The following is a 17,302-nucleotide window of genomic DNA, read 5'->3' on the forward strand; positions in this document are numbered from 1 at the left end:
TCCCCCTCGCGCCGCCTGCCGGCGGCGCGCTTTCCGACAGCTCTGGATGTGCATCATGATCAGCGTATTCGATATCTTTAAAATCGGCATTGGCCCTTCCAGCTCCCACACCGTGGGGCCAATGAAAGCGGGCAAACAATTCACCGACGACCTTATCGCACGCGGGCTGCTTGCCGACGTCACCACCGTCATCGTCGACGTATACGGCTCCCTTTCCCTGACCGGCAAAGGCCACCATACCGACATTGCGATTATTATGGGTCTGGCGGGCAACATGCCCGATAGCGTCGACATTGACGCGATCCCTGCGTTTATTCAGGACGTCAACACCCACGGGCGCCTGATGCTGGCAAACGGCCAGCAGGAGGTCGACTTTCCGGTCGACCGCTGCATGAATTTTCATGCTGACAACCTGTCGCTGCATGAAAACGGCATGCGCATTACCGCCCTCGGCGGCGACAAAGTGCTCTATAGCCAGACCTACTACTCCATCGGCGGCGGTTTTATCGTCGACGAACAGCACTTCGGCCAGAGCAACGACGCGCCGGTTGCCGTGCCTTATCCCTACCAAAATGCGGCTGATTTGCAGCGGCACTGCCGCGAAAGCGGGCTCTCGCTTTCCGGCCTGATGATGCAAAACGAGCTGGCATTGCACAGCAAAGAAGAGCTGGAGCAGCACTTTGCCGCCGTCTGGGAAGTGATGAGCGGCGGTATTGAGCGCGGCATCAGCACCGAAGGGGTTCTGCCGGGCAAGCTGCGGGTCCCGCGCCGCGCCGCCGCGTTACGCCGGATGCTGGTCAGCCAGGACAATACCAACAGCGATCCGATGGCGGTCGTTGACTGGATTAATATGTTCGCCCTGGCGGTGAACGAAGAGAACGCCGCTGGCGGCCGCGTGGTCACCGCGCCGACCAACGGCGCCTGCGGGATCGTGCCGGCGGTACTGGCCTACTACGATAAGTTTATCCGCAAGGTTAACGCCAACTCGCTGGCGCGCTACCTGCTGGTGACCAGCGCAATTGGCTCGCTGTATAAGATGAACGCCTCGATTTCCGGCGCCGAAGTGGGCTGCCAGGGCGAGGTCGGCGTGGCCTGTTCGATGGCGGCGGCCGGCTTAACCGAGCTGCTGGGCGGCAGCCCGGGCCAGGTGTGCATCGCCGCCGAAATCGGTATGGAGCACAACCTGGGCCTGACCTGCGACCCGGTTGCCGGCCAGGTTCAGGTGCCGTGCATCGAGCGTAACGCCATCGCCTCGGTGAAGGCCGTCAACGCCGCCCGGATGGCGCTGCGCCGCACCAGCGAACCGCGCGTGTGCCTCGATAAGGTTATCGAGACGATGTACGAAACCGGCAAGGATATGAACGCCAAGTACCGTGAAACGTCGCGCGGTGGCCTGGCGATGAAAATCGTGACCTGCGATTAAGCCCTCTCCAGCCCGGCAGCCGCGCCTGCCGGGCACTCTCCCGCACTCCCCGCCGCGCCAACCGCCACTTTTGTTATATAGACTAAGATTTAGTTATTTATTGGTTATAAGGGCAATTTGTTACCTTACGGTTAACCGCTACAGGAGAACAAATCATGTCCAAAAGGTTCCATCTGGCCCTGCTGCCGCTGGTGCTCGGCCTCTCTGCTTCCGCGCTGGCACAGGCGCCGGAAACCGTTAACATCGGCTATCAAAAAGCCAATATTTTCGCCCTGCTGAAATATCGCGGAACCCTCGATGAGACCTTCAAAAAACAGGGCATCGCCGTGCGCTGGATAGAGTTTCCTGCCGGTCCGCAGATGCTGGAAGGGCTAAACGTCGGCAGCATCGACCTGGCGGCCACCGGCGACGCTCCGCCGGCATTCGCTCAGGCGGCGCGGGCGGATCTGGTTTATCTCGCCCACTCCCCGGCGAACCCCAAAACCGAAGCCATCGTGGTGCCGGAAAACTCGACGATCCACAACGTGGCCGACCTGAAAGGCAAGCGCGTGGGGCTGAATAAAGGCTCTGACGTCAACTACCTGCTGGTGGCCGCGCTGGAAAAAGCCGGACTGAGCTATAAAGATATCACGCCGGTCTATCTGCCTCCGGCCGATGCCCGCGCCGCCTTCCAGCGCGGCGCCATTGATGCCTGGGTTATCTGGGACCCGTACCTTGCCGAAGTCGAAACCAACGCCAGGGCGCGGCAGATCCGCAACGCTGAAGGGCTGGTGCCGCACTACACCTTCTATCTCGCCAGCCGCAAATTTGCCGAAAACCACCCGGATACGGCAAAACAGGTGGTGGATGAGTTACGCCAGCTCAGCGACTGGGCTAACGCTCATCAGGACGACGCCGCCGGGATTTTGGCGACCTCAACCGGGCTGGATAAGGCTATCTGGCTGAAAGCGCTCGCCCGCCTGCCCTACGGCGCCGAACGCATGACGCCTGCGGTCTATAACGAACAGCAGGCGCTGGCGGATACCTTCACCCGCGTTGGCCTGCTGCCGGTCAAAGTAGACGTACGCAGCGCCACCTGGTCGCAGGATAAATAGTGATTAACGGCGACGGTTTTCTCCGTCGCCTCCTTCCTTACCCCTGCGTTTTCTCGCCGTTGCCTATCTGCCAGATAAAGGTCGGCGCTTCGCCGTTGACCAGCCAGTTGCCGATATTGCGCGCTTTATAGATAACCGGATTATGCGACGCCACCGTGCGCGCGTTGCGCCAGTGGCGATCGAGCGCTTTGCCTACCCGGGTGTCCGACGCGCCGAGGGCGTTAAACAGCTCGGTCGCCGCGCGCGGTATCCAGTCGCTGGCAATCACCTGCGCCTGCGCCGCTTCAACCTCCGCCAGACGATTACGCTGCGCAATCAGCGCCTCGTCGCCGCTGGCGTGAACGATATAGGCCTGCTGTAAAGATTCCGCCGCCTGCAGCACCGCCGCGCGGGTCGCCCACGCCCAGCTGCTGATTTGCCCTACCACCTGCAGCACCTGAGGATCGTCGCGCGGCACGGCGGCATTGCCGTGGCTGTACATACGGGAGCGTTTTTTCACCCCTTCGGCGGCATCGCGTTCTACCGCCAGGCCGATACCCGCCAGCGTCGCCAGTAAGATATGCTGATAGAAGGCTGTCTGGTAGCGAAAGCGCTCGGCAAAATCGTAGACATGTTCCTGCTCAACCTGCGCCTGCCGGAAGCGGGTGGTGCCGCTGCCGGTCAGACGCTGGCCAAAGCCGTCCCAGTCGTCCTCTCGCTCCACCCCGCTTTGCCTGGTACTGACCAGCGCTATCACGTCGCCGTTGTTGTCGCTGCGGCGGGCAAAGACGTCAATCCAGTCGGCGTACAGCGTCCCGGTGCTGTAAAACTTCTCGCCGCTGAGCCGCCAGCCGCGCTCGTCCGGCGTCACCTGAGTATTCACCTCCCCAAGCTTTACCGCCCCCGTTTCGGTCCAGCCGCTGCCCACCAGCTCCCCGTCGCGAAAACGCTGGAACCAGCGATCGCGCTGCGCGGAATCGGGCTGATTCAGACGGTCCTCAACAAAGGCAAAATGAGCGCGCAGCGCCTGCGGCAGGTTTGAATCAGCCTCGGCCAGCTCAATCAGCAGGGCAATCAGCTGCGGCAGCGACGCGCCCCAGCCGCCCTTTTCCCGCGGAATGCGCAGCGTGCCGAATCCCGCCTCCTTCAGCCAGCGAATCGGCTCCTCGGGCAGAATACGCTGCTGCTCGCGGCTGGCCGCCCCTTGCGCAATGAGCGAGAAAATCGGCCGAAAGGCCGCCGCCAGCTGTTCGTAATCGGTACCGGTAGAAAGTAGTGTCATCATCTGTTCCTTAATGGTGGCTGTCGTCAATGTCGTGACGCGTCGGCTCGTGGCGAACCGCAAGCAGGAAGAAGATCGGAATCAGGGCGGCCAGCGATACCACCCAGAACATTTGCGTGCCGAGGGAGGCCTGCAGCAGCGGCAGCACGAACAGCGCCAGCGCGCTGCCGATCCCGGAGAGCGCCCGGCTGAAGCCGACGCCGGTGGCGCGAATCGAGGTTGGATAGGAGAGCGCCGGATAGATCATCAGCTGCGCGCCGGGGCCAAAGCCCTCGGCAAACAGCCACAGCCCAAGCATCGCAATCGCCAGCACCACGCCGACGGTGGCCTGCGGCTGGCCCACCAGAGCAAGCACAATCAGGGCGATAAACTGCAGCGCGAAGCCGGCAATCGCCACGTGGCGCGACGGATATTTCCACGCCAGATGCATTCCCAGCAGACCGCCGGTAAAGGCAAACAGCGCGTTCAGCCCCAGCGAAGCGGAGATGGTTTCAAACACGCCGGCCCCGAGAAACTGCGCGAGGATCGACGGCAGGAAAAAGGCGATGGCGGTGTACTCAAAGGAGATACAGATATTCATCACCCCGGCAACGATGGTGCGCTCGCGGTACGGCTTTTCAAACAGCACGCGGAAGCTCACCTTCGGCGGCGGCGCGGGGCGTTCAGCCGGCGCTTCATGGGCGGCAATGCCGTAAGAGTCGCGCAGAATGCGCACCGCCGAGGCCAGGTCTCCCTGGTTTGCCGCCCACAGCGGCGATTCATTCATAAATTTTCTGCGCACGGCGATAATCAGCAGCGCCGGAACCGCGCCAAACAGCAGCGAGGCGCGCCACAGCCAGTCGAGATGCTCCTTTGGCAGCAGAAAATAGAGGCCGAAGATAATCAGAAAACAGACCGTCGAGGCGGCGTACCACATCGGGCACCAGGCGGCGAGGCGCGAGGCCTTGTTGCCTTTGCCGGTAAAACGGGAGAATTCAGCGAGGTAGGACATGGCGACCGGCAGATCGATACCGACGCCGATGCCCATCAGGAAACGGGCGCCGATCAGCACCCAGACGTTGGGCGCCAGCCCCGCGGCAATAGCCGAGACGACAAAAAACAGCATATCGGCCATAAACACCGAATAGCGGCCATATTTATCCGTCAGCCAGCCGCCGATCAGGTTGCCAAAAATGGTGCCGACCATAATGGATGAGGTGACCAGGCCGGTCAGCAGCGGCGAGAGCTGGAATTCACGCACCACGTCGTCGATGCCGTAGGAGAGCGTGGTTAAATCATAGGCGTCAAGGAAGACGCCGCCGAGAGCGAGGAAGACAATCATCCGCGCATATTTAGCCCGATCCTTGCCCGAATTAATTAGCCGCGCCACATCCCCGACGCTACTCACCGGCGCGGAGGCCACACCGGGATTATCAACAGACAGCGTACTCATGTTTTCACCTTATTATGTTGTGCAGACGATCGCAGTTATAGGCCGACCGCTGATAAAGTGGAACCAACAAATACGCATATAAAAATCAATATATTCAATAAGTTAACTGAATAAAACGGCAAAATCAGGACGAGCTTTCGCCCGTCCTGCGAGATCGCTCAGCAGCGCAGATTATTCGGCGGAAACCGGCACCAGCACGTCTTTCACCAGCGGATCGTCGGTGGTTTTCAGCCAGCTCTGAATTCGCGGGTCGGAAAACGCCTGTTTTAATTTGACGATATTCTCCTGCGACAAATAAGGCGTCCCGATGACCAATTGCGAAGCGAAGGTGCGCGGCGCCGGCGGGAATAAAATGCCTCTGTCACGCGATACTTTTCCGGCATCAAACTGCGAGACATAGCCGATTGCCGCATCCACCGAATTGAGCGCCCGCGGCATGGTTAACAGGTCCAGCTCTTTGAAATTAAACTGATGCGGGTTGCCGACGATATTTTTCAGCTTCGCCGTGCGCGGCTCCACCGCCGGGTCGAGCGTAATCAGGCCGATACGCTGCAGCAGCCACAGCGCCTGCCCCTGGTTGGCGCCATCATCCGGCACCACGATCGTCGCCCCATTCGGCAGATCCTTAACCGATTTATAGCGATCGGAGTAAATGCCAAAAGCCCACTGGAACACCGGCACCGTGGTGGAAAGCGCGAAGCCGTTAGCGTCCACCACCTGCTTCAGCCACCACTGATGCTGATAGATGGTTCCGGCGTACTCCCCCTGCGCCACCGCGCGATCCGCCTGCACCGGATCCTGTACCCCCACCGCCTCGAGCTTCAGGCCGTAATCCGGCGCGATATGCTCGCCGATGTACTCGATGATCCGCTGCTCGCCGGCCATCGCCGGTTCATAATGAATTTTCAGGGTGGTGCCGAACACCACCTGCTGCGACCGGGCCTCTCCCCGCCACCACCAGAAGGCGACGGCCAGCGCCACAATCACTACCAGCGCCGCCAGCCACGGCCAGCGGCGGGCCTTACGTAACTCAAACTGTTCTGTTGTCATGAAGAGATCCCCTGCGTGTGGCGAAGTTTGTTGACCAGACGGTCACCGAAAAATTGAATCAGCTGGATAGTGGCGATCAGCGCGATAATGGTGGCGATCATGATGTGATTGTCGAAGCGCTGGTAGCCGTACACCACCGCCAGATAGCCGATCCCTCCCGCGCCGATGGTGCCGGCAATGGCGGAATATTCGATCATCGACACCAGGTTGAGCGTCACCGCCGCCACCAGCGCGGGCAGGGCTTCGCTCAGCTGGGCGCTGCGGATAATCTGCCAGCGCGAGCCGCCGCAGACGATCCCCACGGCGGTGACCTCCGCCGGCAGCTCGCGCAGCGCGTTTTCCACCAGCCGGCCGAAAAACGGCACTCCGGCGGCGATCATCGGCACCACGGCGGCAGGAATGCCGATCGTTGTCCCGGTGAGCCAGAAGGTGAAGGGAATAATCGCCGCCATCAGCACCAGAAACGGCAGGGAGCGCCCCATATTCACCACCCAGTTCAGCACCCGGTACAGCACGGCGTGCGGGAACAGGCCCCGCGACGAAGCGTTGAATAGCACCACGCCGACCGCTCCGCCGAGGGTCACCACAAATAGCATTACAATGGCCACCATCAGCCAGGTTTCGCCGTAGGCGGGCAGCAGCAGCGTATGGATCTCGCTCCAGGGGGTATCCTGGCTGATTACCGAAGGTTTCATACCGCCTCCTTGAGTTCCGGCGCGCCGTCAAGCACCTCCGCCGCGATACCGAGCTGCGCCAGCAGCGCCAGCATCCGCGACGCCGACAGACGCTCGCCCTGAAAGCGCACCCCCGCCTGCAGCCGCCCCGCCAGCCGGCCGTTGATCACCTCAACGTGGCCGCCGAGCAGGTCGATCTGCAGCGCAAACTGCTGGCTCAGGCGGCTGATCCAGTCGGTGGCCACCGGCACATCCCAGCGGTAGCTCAGGCGCAGCAGCAGATCGCTATGGGCCGCCACCGGAGAGAGCGGCAGCAGCTGCTGGCCCAGCAGAGAATCCGGGCGCGCCAGCAGCTCTTTCACCTCGCCGAACTGAAGGATCGCGCCGTCGCGAATTTCAGCGACCGCATCCGCCGCCGCGCGTACCGCGTCCATCTCGTGGGTAATCAGCACGATCGCCAGGCGATACTCATCGCGCAGGCGTTTAAGCAAATTGAGCACCGCGGCGGTGGCCTGCGGGTCCAGCCCGGAGGTGGCCTCATCCGCCAGCAGCACCGAAGGACGCAGCGCCAGGGCGCGGGCGATGCCGATGCGCTGGCGCTGGCCGCCGGAGAGCTGGGCCGGCCAGGCGTCGGCTTTATCGCTCAGGCCGACGCTTTCCAGCAGTTCGCCGACCCTGGCTTTAACGTCCCGCTCCACCACCCCGAGGTACTCCAGCGGCAGAGCGATATTTTGCCAGGCCGTTTTGCGGTTCAGCAGCGCCGAGGACTGGAAAACGGTGCCGATCGCCCGCCGCTCGCGGCGCAGCGCCTCGCCGCTGAGCAGCGACAGGTCGTTGCCGTTAACCCGGATGCTGCCGCTGTCGGGGCGCTCCAGCAGGCTGATGCAGCGCGCAAGGGTCGATTTACCCGCGCCGCTTGGCCCCACCACCGCGGTGATGGAGCCGGTCGGCACCCGCAGCGACAGCCCTTTCAGCACCTCGCTGACCCGCCCCCCCGCCGTGCGGTAGCTTTTATGCAGGTCGTCTATCTCAATCATGTCACCTTCTCCCCCGCCCCGGTGTCGATGCGCACGCCGCGCCGGTAGCCGGCTCCCGGATGCGGGGCCACCAGGCGCGGCCCGGCGCCGAACAGTTTTTCGCGCAGCGTGCCTTCGCGGTACTCCTGCTTGAAGACGCCGCGCTTTTGCAGCTCGGGGATCAGCAGATCCACCACATCGCGGAAGGTTTCGTGGGTCACGGCGTAGGCGAGGTTAAAACCATCGACATCGGTCTCCTCAACCCACGACTGCAGCTCGTCGGCCACGGTTTCCGCGCTGCCGACGATCAGCGGGCCGAAGCCGCCAATCCCCACCCAGTCGGCCAGCGCCTGCACCGTCCACTGACGGTCCGGATCGGCGGTGGAAAAGGCCTCGACCGCCGACTGAATGGCGTTGGTATGCAGATATTTCAGCACCTGATCCGGCTGGTACTGGCCGAAGTCGATCCCGGTCCAGCCGGAGATCAGCGCCAGCGCCCCTTCATAGCTGACGTAGGATTTATACTCCTGCCATTTGGCCTGCGCCTCGCGGTCGGTTTCGCCGACGATCACCGTTTGCAGGTTAAAAATCAGGATGCTGCGCGGATCGCGCCCGGCCTCCGCGGCGCGGCGGCGAATGTCGGCCACGGTCTTTTTAAGCAGCGTTTTTGACGGCGCGGCGACAAACACGCACTCGGCGTGCCCGGCGGCAAACTGCTTCCCGCGGCTCGACGCCCCGGCCTGATAGAGCACCGGAGTGCGCTGCGGCGAGGGTTCGCAGAGGTGGATCCCCGGCACCGAGAAGAAGTTGCCCTGATGGTTGATCGGATGGATTTTCTGCGGATCGCTGAAGATCCCCCGTTCGCGATCGCGCAGCACCGCCCCGTCTTCCCAGCTCCCTTCCAGCAGCTTATAAACCACGTCGAGATACTCATCGGCGTAGTCATAGCGCGCATCGTGATCGGTCTGCGCCTGATGGCCAATATTGCGCGCCCCGCTTTCCAGGTATGAGGTCACGATATTCCAGCCCACCCGGCCTTTGGTCAGATGGTCAAGGGTCGACAGGCGGCGGGCAAACGGATACGGATGCTCAAACGACAGCGATGCGGTCAGGCCAAAGCCGAGGTGCTCCGTCACCAGCGCCATCGGGGTAATCAGCGCCAGCGGATCGTTCACCGGCACCTGCGTCGCCTGGCGAATGGCGGCATCGCCGTTGCCGTTCAGCACGTCGTAGATGCCCAGCACGTCGGCAATAAACAGGCCGTCGAACTTACCGCGCTCCAGCAGACGCGCGAGGTCAACCCAGTAGTCCAGATCCTTGTACTGCCATGAGCGATCGCGCGGATGGGTCCACAGCCCCGGCGACTGGTGGCCGACGCAGTTCATATCAAAAGCATTAAGACGAATTTCGCGTTGTGATGACATAGCACTTCTCCACGGTGCGTCCCGATCGAGGGGCGCACGCTTAATCATGAATAACGAAAGAACTCTCGATCCCCAGTGTCGCCAGCGCTTCGGCGGCGACCGCGGCGGCATGGTCGGCGACCTGCGGCAGACCCATCAGCTCGCCAAAACGTCCGCGGGCCGCCGGGCCGGAAATCAGTACCTTTGGCGTCACCGCGCCCTCGCGGCCAATCGCCCGGGAGCGTGAGTCGACGTCGAGCCCGAGCCCCAGCGCATCGGCGCGGATCAGCCCGTCCCGCGCCAGGTCGCGCAGCAGCGGCTGGCTGTCGATCAGGCCGCCGTGCGCGGGGCCGGTGGTCAGAATCAGGCGATCGACGGTCAGCGATTGCGGCTCGCCGTGGCGCGGACTCAGGGTCAGGGTCAGCCGGCTGGCATCGCCCTCCAGCGCCGTCAGCCTTGCCGCCTGCACCTTCAGGCTGCCGTCGCGCTGGCGCTGGCTAAGCACATCCGCGACCTGCGGGGCGATGCGGTAGCGATGCACATCCCAGTAGCTGCGCAGGTGGCGCAGAAAGCGCTGGCGGTCGGCCAGGCTCAGCCCCTGCCAGATGCTCTGCCCCTGGTTACGCACCGCGTCCAGCACCACCTGCCAGGGCTGGCCCTGTTCGGCGGCGTGACGGATATCTTCCCGCACCCGCCGCAGCCGCTGGCGCAGCGTGCCCTGGCGATAGTCGCCGGGCCACGGCTCGGCGGCGCCGCTGATGTTCCCGCGGGGCAGCAGGCCGTGGCGCGAAAATGCCGTCACCGGGCCGCGATGCCCGAGCCGCGCCAGGGTGGCGATGGTGTCGGCCATGGTCAGCCCGGTGCCCATCACCGCCACCCGCGCATCCGGCGCCACGTCGGCAAGCGCGTCCGCACGCCACGGATTGGCAATCAGCGCAGGATGGTCGTGGAAAGGGGCCGCCAGGCGCGGCAGCGCCGGCGGCGGATGGCTCACCGCGAGGATCAGCAGATCGCTTTTCAGCAGCCGGCCGCTGGCGGTGGTGACGCCGCGCGGGTCATAGGCCAGCGCCTGCTCACGCAGGTGGGCCAGCCGTCCCGCGCTCGCCCGCAGCGCATCGGCAAAGCGCTGGCTGACGTAGCGGCCAAACTGGCCGCGCTGCGGATAGAGCGCGCCGTCCTCACGCCGCGCCTGCGGGTCGTCGGCGAATGCCGGCTGGCCGCGATACCAGCGGTCGAAAGCGCCCTCCTCCTCGCCCGCCAGCTGCATCCGCGCGGCGGGGACGTTGATGCGATGGGAGGGCTCGGCGGTGGAGTAGGCCACCCCCGCGCCGGGCACGGCGCGAGGCTCCAGCAGCGTCACCCGCAGCCCGTGCGGGGCCAGGCGCAAAAGCTCAATCGCCACGGCGGCGCCGCTGAACCCGCCGCCGATAATGACCACCTGCGGTTCAGCGCTCATCGGCAATCCCCCTCTGGAGGCAGAAAAGCATGTCCACCTCCCGCTCAGCTGGCGCTGACCTGTTTAACCGGCCGCTTATCGCCGCCGATGGTTTCGCCAAACGGGCCGGTATTCACGCCGCGCGCTTTGGGCAGGGCGTTGCCGGCAAGCGGCAGCAGCGGCATGACCAGGTCGGCAAAGCGGTGGGCCTCTTCGAGGTGCGGATAGCCGGAGAAGATAAAGTTGGTGATGCCGAGGGCCTGATATTCGCGAATGCGATCCGCGACCTGCTGCGGGCTGCCGACCAGCGCCGTGCCCGCTCCGCCGCGCACCAGGCCGACGCCCGCCCACAGGTTCGGGGCGATGCGCAGGTTGTCGCGGGAGCCGTTGTGCAGGGCGCTCATCCGCGCCTGGCCTGCGGAATCCATGCGGGCAAAGATCTTCTGCGCCTGGGCGATGGTGTCATCATCCAGATGGGCAATCAGGCGGTCAGCGGCGGCCCACGCCTCCTCCTCCGTTTCGCGGACGATGACGTGCAGGCGAATGCCGTACTCCAGAGTGCGGCCGCGGGCGGCGGCGCGCTCGCGCACGATGGCCAGCTTCTCCGCCACCAGCGCCGGCGGTTCACCCCAGGTCAGATAGCTATCGATTTGCTCAGCGGCGACGTCAATGGCCTCCTCTGAAGATCCGCCGAAGTAGAGCGGCGGGCCGTTTTCCTGCACCGGCGGGAAGAGAACTTCCGCCCCCTCAACCTGAATATGCTCGCCGTGATAATCCACCTTCTCGCCTTTCAGCAGGCGCGAGTAAACGTCCAGAAACTCGCGTGTCACCTGGTAGCGCTGGCTATGGTCGAGGAAAATGCCGTCGCCCTTGTTCTCTACCGGATCGCCGCCGGTGACCACGTTGATCAGCAGCCGGCCCTCCGACAGGCGGTCAAGGGTTGCCGCCATGCGCGCCGCCAGCGTCGGCGGCTGCAGCCCCGGGCGTACCGCCACCAGATAGCGCAGGCGGCGGGTTAACGGCGCCAGCGCCGCGGCGACCAGCCAGGAGTCTTCGCAGCTTTTACCGGTGGGGATCAGCACGCCGTAGTAGCCGAGGCTGTCGGCGGCCAGCGCAACCTGCTGTAAATACGCTAAATCAACGGGGCGTCCGCCTTCGGTGGTGCCCAGATAGCGGCCGTCGCCGTGGGTGGGTAAGAACCAAAACACGTTGATCTTATCGCTAGCTTTCTGCGTCATTATCCATTCCCTATATAACCATATTCGATATTCATCGAAGAGTTGTTTAAATTTGGTTATATGAGTGTTAGCGATAATCGTGCCAACGCGACAATGAAATTTAAGTCAATAAAATCAAATGATTAATAAAATCCAGTTCCCGCCTGGCTGTTGCAAATGCGTCAGCGGATGGGACGATGCTGCCGCTTTTGCAACAAAACCACAGGGTTTGCCCGTGTTTATCGCCGCCGACAGAGGATAAGTTCAAGGCGTTATTTAGCGGAGGACTACCATGCTCAATCCTGACCCCCCGGCCGATACCCCGGTGCTGATCGACCCGGCATCAAAGGCCTTTCAGAACCTGTTGGATAAACTGGCGCCCACCGAGGCCACCGTGCTGATCGTCGGTGAAACCGGCACCGGTAAAGAGGTGGTCGCCCGCTACCTGCATCACCACAGCAGCCGCCGCCAGCAGCCTTTTCTCGCCGTAAACTGCGGCGCGCTCACCGAGAGCCTGGCGGAGGCGGAGCTCTTCGGTCACGAGAAAGGGGCGTTTACCGGCGCGGTGCAGAGCCATCCCGGCTGGTTTGAGGCCGCCGAGGGCGGCACGCTGCTGCTCGATGAGATTGGCGAATTAAGCCTGCCGCTGCAGGTGAAGCTGCTGCGCGTGCTGCAGGAGCGCGAGATTACCCGCGTCGGCTCGCGCAAGGCGATTAAAGTCAACGTGCGGGTGATTGCCGCTACCCACGTGGATTTGGCGCAGGCGATCCGCGAACGCCGCTTCCGTGAAGACCTCTACTACCGCCTGAATATCGCCATCGTCCCGCTGCCGCCGCTGCGCCAGCGCCGGCAGGATATTCCCCTGCTGGCCAACCATTTCCTGTCGCTCTACGCCCGCCGGCTGGGACGCCCGACCCGCTATCTGGCGCCGGAGGCGCTGGACCGGCTGATGGACTACCCGTGGCCCGGCAATATCCGCGAGCTTGAAAACACGCTGCATAACGCGGTCCTGCTCAGCAGGGAAGAGGAGATTACGCCGGCCCAGCTGCGCCTGACCACGCTGCACGCCGCGCCGCTGACGGCAACGGATCTTGAGCTGGACGACTTTATCCACCAGCAGCTCGCCCAGCCCGGCGACGCGCTGTGGGAGCGCATGACCGGCGCGCTGATCCGCGGCGCTATGGCCCACTGCGACGACAATCAAAGCCAGGCCGCCGCCCTGCTGGGGATCAGTCGCCACACCCTGCGTACCCAGCTGGCCAATATTGGCGTGATTAAGAGCCGCCGCCGGGTAGAGTCGGCGTCGCGCCGGCTGGCCGAAACCGCGTCCGTCGACCGCGAGCTGCGCATCGGCTATCAGCGCTTCGGCAACCTCGGCATTTTAAAGGCCCGACAGAGCCTCGAAAGCGCCTTCTCCAGCCTCGGCGTCAGCGTGCTGTGGAGCGAGTTTCCGGCCGGGCCGCAGCTGCTACACGCCCTCGCCTGCAATGAGATCGATTTCGGCACCACCGGCGAAGCGCCGCCGGTCTTTGCCCAGGCCAGCAGTGCCGAGCTGGTGTACGTCGCGTGGGAGCCGCCGGCGCCGCAAAGCGTGGCGATGGTGGTGCCGCAGCATAGCGAGATCCGCACGCTCGGCGATCTGCGCGGCAAGCGTATTGCGCTGAATAAGGGCTCAAACGTGCACTGGCTGCTGCTGCAGATTCTGGAAGAGGCCGGTCTGGGCCTCAACGACGTGAAGGTGGTCTACATCCCGCCGAAGTACCCTCTCACCGCCAGCGATTATCTGGCGGTAGACGCGTGGATGATGTGGGACCCGCTGCTCAGCGACGCCGAACATACCGGGGAGCTGCGGGTGGTCGCCAGCGGCGAGGGGCGGGTGCACAACCATCAGTTCTATCTTTCGCGCCGCGATTACGTCAATCACAACGGCGACATCATGCAGCGTCTGCTGCACGAGCTGACGCAAACCGGGCAGTTTATCGATAGCCGGCGCGAAGAGGCCGCCGGGCTGCTTGCCGCCGAATTAGGCATTAACGTCGATTCGCTGGCCCTCGCCCTCGCGCGGCGCAGCCATCGCCCGCGGATGATGGATCTGAAGGTCATCCGCGCCCAGCAGACCATCGCCGACCGCTTTTATGCCCTCGGGCTGATCGGCAAACCGGTTTCCGTGCGCGAAGCGGTGTGGTACGGGGAAGCGGCCCACAGCGACCTGAGCCTGCTGCTGCACGCGGATTAAGCCGCTTTACGAGGCGCGTTCCCGATTATCCCCGCGCCGATAGCCTCCTCCGCACGGCAATGATACCCTTACATTTATGAGAACACGGCTCGGGCACGGCGCCCGACCAGGCCGGCGGACCGCTCATCTGCCGGCATAAATGATAAGGAGAGACCTGTGGCCGTTCATCTGTTAATCGTCGACGCGCTCAATCTGATTCGCCGCATTCACGCGGTGCAGGGTTCACCCTGCGTTGACACCTGCCTGCACGCGCTGGAGCAGCTGATCGTCCATAGTCAGCCAACGCACGCGGTGGCGGTATTTGATGATGAAGATCGCGCCCACAGCTGGCGGCACCAGCGCCTGGCGGAATATAAGGCCGGCCGCGCGCCGATGCCGGAGACGCTGGAGGCCGAAATGCCCGCGATCCGCGCGGCGTTTGAGCAGCGCGGAATACGCTGCTGGGCCCTGGCGGGCAGCGAAGCCGACGATCTCGCCGCCACCCTGGCGATGAAGGTCGCCCAGGCCGGGCACCAGGCCACCATCGTCTCCACGGATAAAGGCTACTGCCAGCTGCTTTCGCCCACGGTTCGCATCCGCGACTACTTCCAGAAGCGCTGGCTGGACGCCCCTTTTATTGCCAACGAGTTTGGCGTGACCCCGCAGCAGCTGCCTGACTACTGGGGGCTGGCGGGCATTAGCAGCTCGAAGGTACCGGGCGTGGCGGGTATCGGCCCCAAAAGCGCCGCCCAGCTGTTAACCGAGTTTACCGATCTGGAGGGGATTTACGCCCGTCTCGACGAGGTCGCGGAGAAGTGGCGCAAGAAGCTGGAAGAGCATAAAGAGATGGCGTTCACCTGTCGTGAAATCGCCCGCCTGCAGACCGATTTACAGCTCGACGGCAATCTGCAGCAGCTGCGGCTGACGGCGTAGTCGGTGTCGCTGGCATAGTCGGTATAGCTGGTATAGCTGGTATAGCTGGTATAGCCGCCGTTTAGCCGGAAAGGGCGATAGCCAGCATCGCCCTTGACACTCCGGCAGCGGCAGCGTTTACCAGGCGCTATGGTAGAGCTCGATAATCTCCGCCAGGCTGGCTTCCCGCGGGTTGCCTCCGGTGCAAACGTCATCCAGCGCCGCCTGCGCCAGCACCGGAATATCCTCTTTACGCACCCCGACATCGCGCAGATGCGGCGGGATCCCCACGTCGCGATTGAGCTTACACACCGCCTCTACCGCCGCCTGGCGTACCTCCTCTTCGCTTCTGCCTTCAACTTTCTCGCCCATCGCCCGGGCGATATCGGCAAACTTGCCTCCACAGTAGGCGGCGTTGTAGCGCATCACGTGAGGCAGCAGAATGGCGTTGGCCACGCCGTGCGGCGTGTTGTAAAACGCGCCTAAAGGATGCGCCATGCCGTGCACCAGCCCGAGGCCGACGTTGGAAAAACCCATCCCGGCAATATACTGCCCCAGCGCCATCGCCTCGCCGGACCGGCTCTCGCCCGCCACCGAGCCGCGCAGCGCGCCGGCGATAATCTCTATCGCCTTCAGGTGCAGGGCGTCGGTTAACGCCCAGGCCGCCCGCGTCGTGTAGCCCTCAATGGCGTGGGTCAGCGCGTCAACGCCGGTGGCGGCCTTCAGCGCCGGCGGCATCCCGTCCATCATGTCGGCATCGATAAACGCCACCTGAGGAATATCGTGCGGATCGACGCAGACAAATTTACGCCGCTTTTCCTCATCGGTGATCACGTAGTTGATCGTCACCTCCGCCGCGGTTCCGGCGGTGGTCGGAATAGCCATTATCGGCACGCTCGGCGCGCGGGTTGGCGACAGCCCTTCCAGGCTACGCACGTCGGCAAATTCGGGGTTAGCGCTGATGATCCCCACCGCCTTACAGGTATCCTGCGGCGAGCCGCCGCCGATGGCGATCAGGTAGTCCGCCCCGCTCTGCCTGAAGACGCGCAGCCCCTCCTGCACCACCGCAATCGTCGGGTTGGGGATCACGGCGGAAAAGATCTCCCACGCCAGGCCGGCGGCATCCATGCTCTCCGTCACCCGGCTAACCGCGCCGCACTGAACCAGCGTCTTATCGGTGACAATCAGCGCCTTACGATAGCCGCGACGCTTCACTTCGTCGGATAATGCCGCTATCGCCCCTCGGCCAAACCACGCCGTTTCGTTCAAAATCATTCTGTTCGCCATCGCCCGTCTCCTGTTTGTCGTGCGGGATCACTCTTCGATACGTAGCCCATAGGTTTTGAATTTTTCCAGCACGATGGCTATCGCTTCGTCATCCAGTACCGGCACGGGATCGATAATCGCCAGCGTGCTGAGGTACAGCTGGGCCAGCACCTCCACCTCATGCGCCAGCCACAGCGCTTTTTCCAGACTCTCTTCACAGGCAATCAGCCCGTGATGCTGCAGCAGGGTCGCCTTGCGGTTTTTTAGCGCGACGGCCACATATTCGGAGAGCTCGCGCGTGCCGAAGGTGGCGTAGGGCGCGCAGGGGATGGAGTTGCCGCCGGCGGCGGCAATCATGTAGTGGATCGCCGGAATGGGCCGGTTAAGGATCGATACCGCGGTACAGTGCACCGCGTGGTTATGCACCACCGCCTGCGCGTCGGGGCGGGTCTGGTAGGCCGCCATATGAAAGCGCCACTCGCTTGACGGCAGCTTGCCCTGCTCATGCTGGCCGCTGGCGTCAATCCAGACGATGTGGGATTCGGTGAGCTTTTCGTAGGGGATGCCCGTCGGCGTAATCAGCATGCCGCCTTCATAGCGCACGCTCACGTTGCCTGCGGTCCCCTGATTCAGCCCCAGCCGGGTCATTTCCAGGCAGGTATCAATAATCTGCCGCGCCAGCGTATTTCGTTCCATTATTTACCTCTCTCAGCGTTTCAAAACGGACCAACAGAATCCTCACGTAACATCATCCCGGCTCTGTCGAATTAATCGGATATTTGCTTACCATCATCATATTGAATAACCAGAATGGAATTGCCATCAGCGTATTATGTGACCGCCATCAATTAATCCCCGCGAATAAATAAAGAACCGATTATTTTCCCCAAAGAAAACTGCCCGT

The 17,302-nt window shown here is 63.1% G+C and carries 14 protein-coding genes; 4 read left to right on the forward strand and 10 right to left on the reverse strand.

Going from position 1 to position 17,302, the window contains the following annotated elements:
* The first annotated feature begins 55 nt into the window (after window positions 1-55).
* Window positions 56-1,423, forward strand: coding sequence for an L-serine ammonia-lyase (locus tag EDF75_RS18285; RefSeq protein ID WP_133600421.1), 1,368 nt, complete (start codon window positions 56-58; stop codon window positions 1,421-1,423).
* A gap of 155 nt (window positions 1,424-1,578) precedes the next feature.
* Complete coding sequence (locus EDF75_RS18290; RefSeq protein ID WP_095098670.1) at window positions 1,579-2,517, forward strand: sulfonate ABC transporter substrate-binding protein; 939 nt, start codon at window positions 1,579-1,581, stop codon at window positions 2,515-2,517.
* Window positions 2,518-2,554: 37 nt separating this feature from the next.
* Here the strand turns inward: EDF75_RS18290 and EDF75_RS18295 are convergent, their stop codons facing one another.
* The 8 genes from EDF75_RS18295 to ssuD all read right to left on the reverse strand — a co-directional run bounded on the left by EDF75_RS18295 (window position 2,555) and on the right by ssuD (window position 12,026).
* On the reverse strand, window positions 2,555-3,778 hold the full coding sequence (locus EDF75_RS18295) for an acyl-CoA dehydrogenase family protein (protein ID WP_133600578.1): 1,224 nt from the start codon (window positions 3,776-3,778) through the stop codon (window positions 2,555-2,557).
* A gap of 10 nt (window positions 3,779-3,788) precedes the next feature.
* Entirely contained in the window at window positions 3,789-5,210 is a 1,422-nt protein-coding gene (locus tag EDF75_RS18300; protein WP_133600422.1) for an MFS transporter, read from the reverse strand.
* A 171-nt stretch (window positions 5,211-5,381) separates the two neighbouring features.
* The gene (locus EDF75_RS18305; protein ID WP_133600423.1) at window positions 5,382-6,260 is read right to left on the reverse strand and encodes a MetQ/NlpA family ABC transporter substrate-binding protein; all 879 of its coding nucleotides are present in this window, start codon (window positions 6,258-6,260) and stop codon (window positions 5,382-5,384) included.
* Window positions 6,257-6,955 carry a methionine ABC transporter permease gene (locus tag EDF75_RS18310; RefSeq protein WP_133600424.1) on the reverse strand — a complete coding sequence of 233 codons (699 nt, stop codon included), beginning with the start codon at window positions 6,953-6,955 and terminating at the stop codon, window positions 6,257-6,259. Before EDF75_RS18310 ends, EDF75_RS18305 begins: the two co-directional genes overlap by 4 nt.
* Window positions 6,952-7,971: a methionine ABC transporter ATP-binding protein gene (locus EDF75_RS18315; RefSeq protein ID WP_133600425.1), complete on the reverse strand. Its 1,020-nt coding sequence runs from the start codon at window positions 7,969-7,971 to the stop codon at window positions 6,952-6,954. The genes EDF75_RS18310 and EDF75_RS18315 overlap by 4 nt, the downstream gene beginning before the upstream one ends.
* Window positions 7,968-9,374, reverse strand: a complete 1,407-nt coding sequence (locus tag EDF75_RS18320; RefSeq protein ID WP_133600426.1) for an LLM class flavin-dependent oxidoreductase — start codon at window positions 9,372-9,374, stop codon at window positions 7,968-7,970. The genes EDF75_RS18315 and EDF75_RS18320 overlap by 4 nt, the downstream gene beginning before the upstream one ends.
* A 40-nt stretch (window positions 9,375-9,414) precedes the next feature.
* The gene (locus EDF75_RS18325) at window positions 9,415-10,809 is read right to left on the reverse strand and encodes an FAD/NAD(P)-binding protein (RefSeq protein ID WP_133600427.1); all 1,395 of its coding nucleotides are present in this window, start codon (window positions 10,807-10,809) and stop codon (window positions 9,415-9,417) included.
* Between the two features lie 44 nt (window positions 10,810-10,853).
* Window positions 10,854-12,026: an FMNH2-dependent alkanesulfonate monooxygenase gene (gene ssuD, locus EDF75_RS18330; protein ID WP_133600428.1), complete on the reverse strand. Its 1,173-nt coding sequence runs from the start codon at window positions 12,024-12,026 to the stop codon at window positions 10,854-10,856.
* Window positions 12,027-12,297: 271 nt separating this feature from the next.
* Between ssuD and EDF75_RS18335 the strand changes: the two genes are divergently transcribed.
* A complete protein-coding gene (locus EDF75_RS18335) occupies window positions 12,298-14,241 on the forward strand; it encodes a sigma-54-dependent Fis family transcriptional regulator (RefSeq protein WP_133600429.1) in 1,944 nt (647 codons plus the stop codon).
* Between the two features lie 156 nt (window positions 14,242-14,397).
* Window positions 14,398-15,153, forward strand: coding sequence for a flap endonuclease Xni (gene xni / locus EDF75_RS18340; RefSeq protein WP_045857486.1), 756 nt, complete (start codon window positions 14,398-14,400; stop codon window positions 15,151-15,153).
* A 117-nt stretch (window positions 15,154-15,270) separates the two neighbouring features.
* Here the strand turns inward: xni and fucO are convergent, their stop codons facing one another.
* Window positions 15,271-16,419, reverse strand: coding sequence for a lactaldehyde reductase (gene fucO / locus EDF75_RS18345; protein WP_133600430.1), 1,149 nt, complete (start codon window positions 16,417-16,419; stop codon window positions 15,271-15,273).
* A gap of 27 nt (window positions 16,420-16,446) precedes the next feature.
* Window positions 16,447-17,094, reverse strand: coding sequence for an L-fuculose-phosphate aldolase (fucA, locus tag EDF75_RS18350; protein ID WP_133600431.1), 648 nt, complete (start codon window positions 17,092-17,094; stop codon window positions 16,447-16,449).
* Window positions 17,095-17,302 lie beyond the last annotated feature (208 nt).

The sequence above is a fragment of the Klebsiella sp. BIGb0149 genome, from assembly GCF_004362605.1.
In the GTDB taxonomy this organism is placed as follows: domain Bacteria; phylum Pseudomonadota; class Gammaproteobacteria; order Enterobacterales; family Enterobacteriaceae; genus Klebsiella; species Klebsiella terrigena.

What these genes read in the sequence shown, in the direction of transcription:
- EDF75_RS18285 (WP_133600421.1), top strand. Translation starts at nt 56, where the DNA reads ATGATCAGCGTATTCGATATCTTTAAAATCGGCATTGGCCCTTCCAGC.
- EDF75_RS18290 (WP_095098670.1), top strand. Translation starts at nt 1,579, where the DNA reads ATGTCCAAAAGGTTCCATCTGGCCCTGCTGCCGCTGGTGCTCGGCCTC.
- EDF75_RS18295 (WP_133600578.1), bottom strand. Translation starts at nt 3,778, where the DNA reads ATGACACTACTTTCTACCGGTACCGATTACGAACAGCTGGCGGCGGCC.
- EDF75_RS18300 (WP_133600422.1), bottom strand. Translation starts at nt 5,210, where the DNA reads ATGAGTACGCTGTCTGTTGATAATCCCGGTGTGGCCTCCGCGCCGGTG.
- EDF75_RS18305 (WP_133600423.1), bottom strand. Translation starts at nt 6,260, where the DNA reads ATGACAACAGAACAGTTTGAGTTACGTAAGGCCCGCCGCTGGCCGTGG.
- EDF75_RS18310 (WP_133600424.1), bottom strand. Translation starts at nt 6,955, where the DNA reads ATGAAACCTTCGGTAATCAGCCAGGATACCCCCTGGAGCGAGATCCAT.
- EDF75_RS18315 (WP_133600425.1), bottom strand. Translation starts at nt 7,971, where the DNA reads ATGATTGAGATAGACGACCTGCATAAAAGCTACCGCACGGCGGGGGGG.
- EDF75_RS18320 (WP_133600426.1), bottom strand. Translation starts at nt 9,374, where the DNA reads ATGTCATCACAACGCGAAATTCGTCTTAATGCTTTTGATATGAACTGC.
- EDF75_RS18325 (WP_133600427.1), bottom strand. Translation starts at nt 10,809, where the DNA reads ATGAGCGCTGAACCGCAGGTGGTCATTATCGGCGGCGGGTTCAGCGGC.
- ssuD (WP_133600428.1), bottom strand. Translation starts at nt 12,026, where the DNA reads ATGACGCAGAAAGCTAGCGATAAGATCAACGTGTTTTGGTTCTTACCC.
- EDF75_RS18335 (WP_133600429.1), top strand. Translation starts at nt 12,298, where the DNA reads ATGCTCAATCCTGACCCCCCGGCCGATACCCCGGTGCTGATCGACCCG.
- fucO (WP_133600430.1), bottom strand. Translation starts at nt 16,419, where the DNA reads ATGGCGAACAGAATGATTTTGAACGAAACGGCGTGGTTTGGCCGAGGG.
- fucA (WP_133600431.1), bottom strand. Translation starts at nt 17,094, where the DNA reads ATGGAACGAAATACGCTGGCGCGGCAGATTATTGATACCTGCCTGGAA.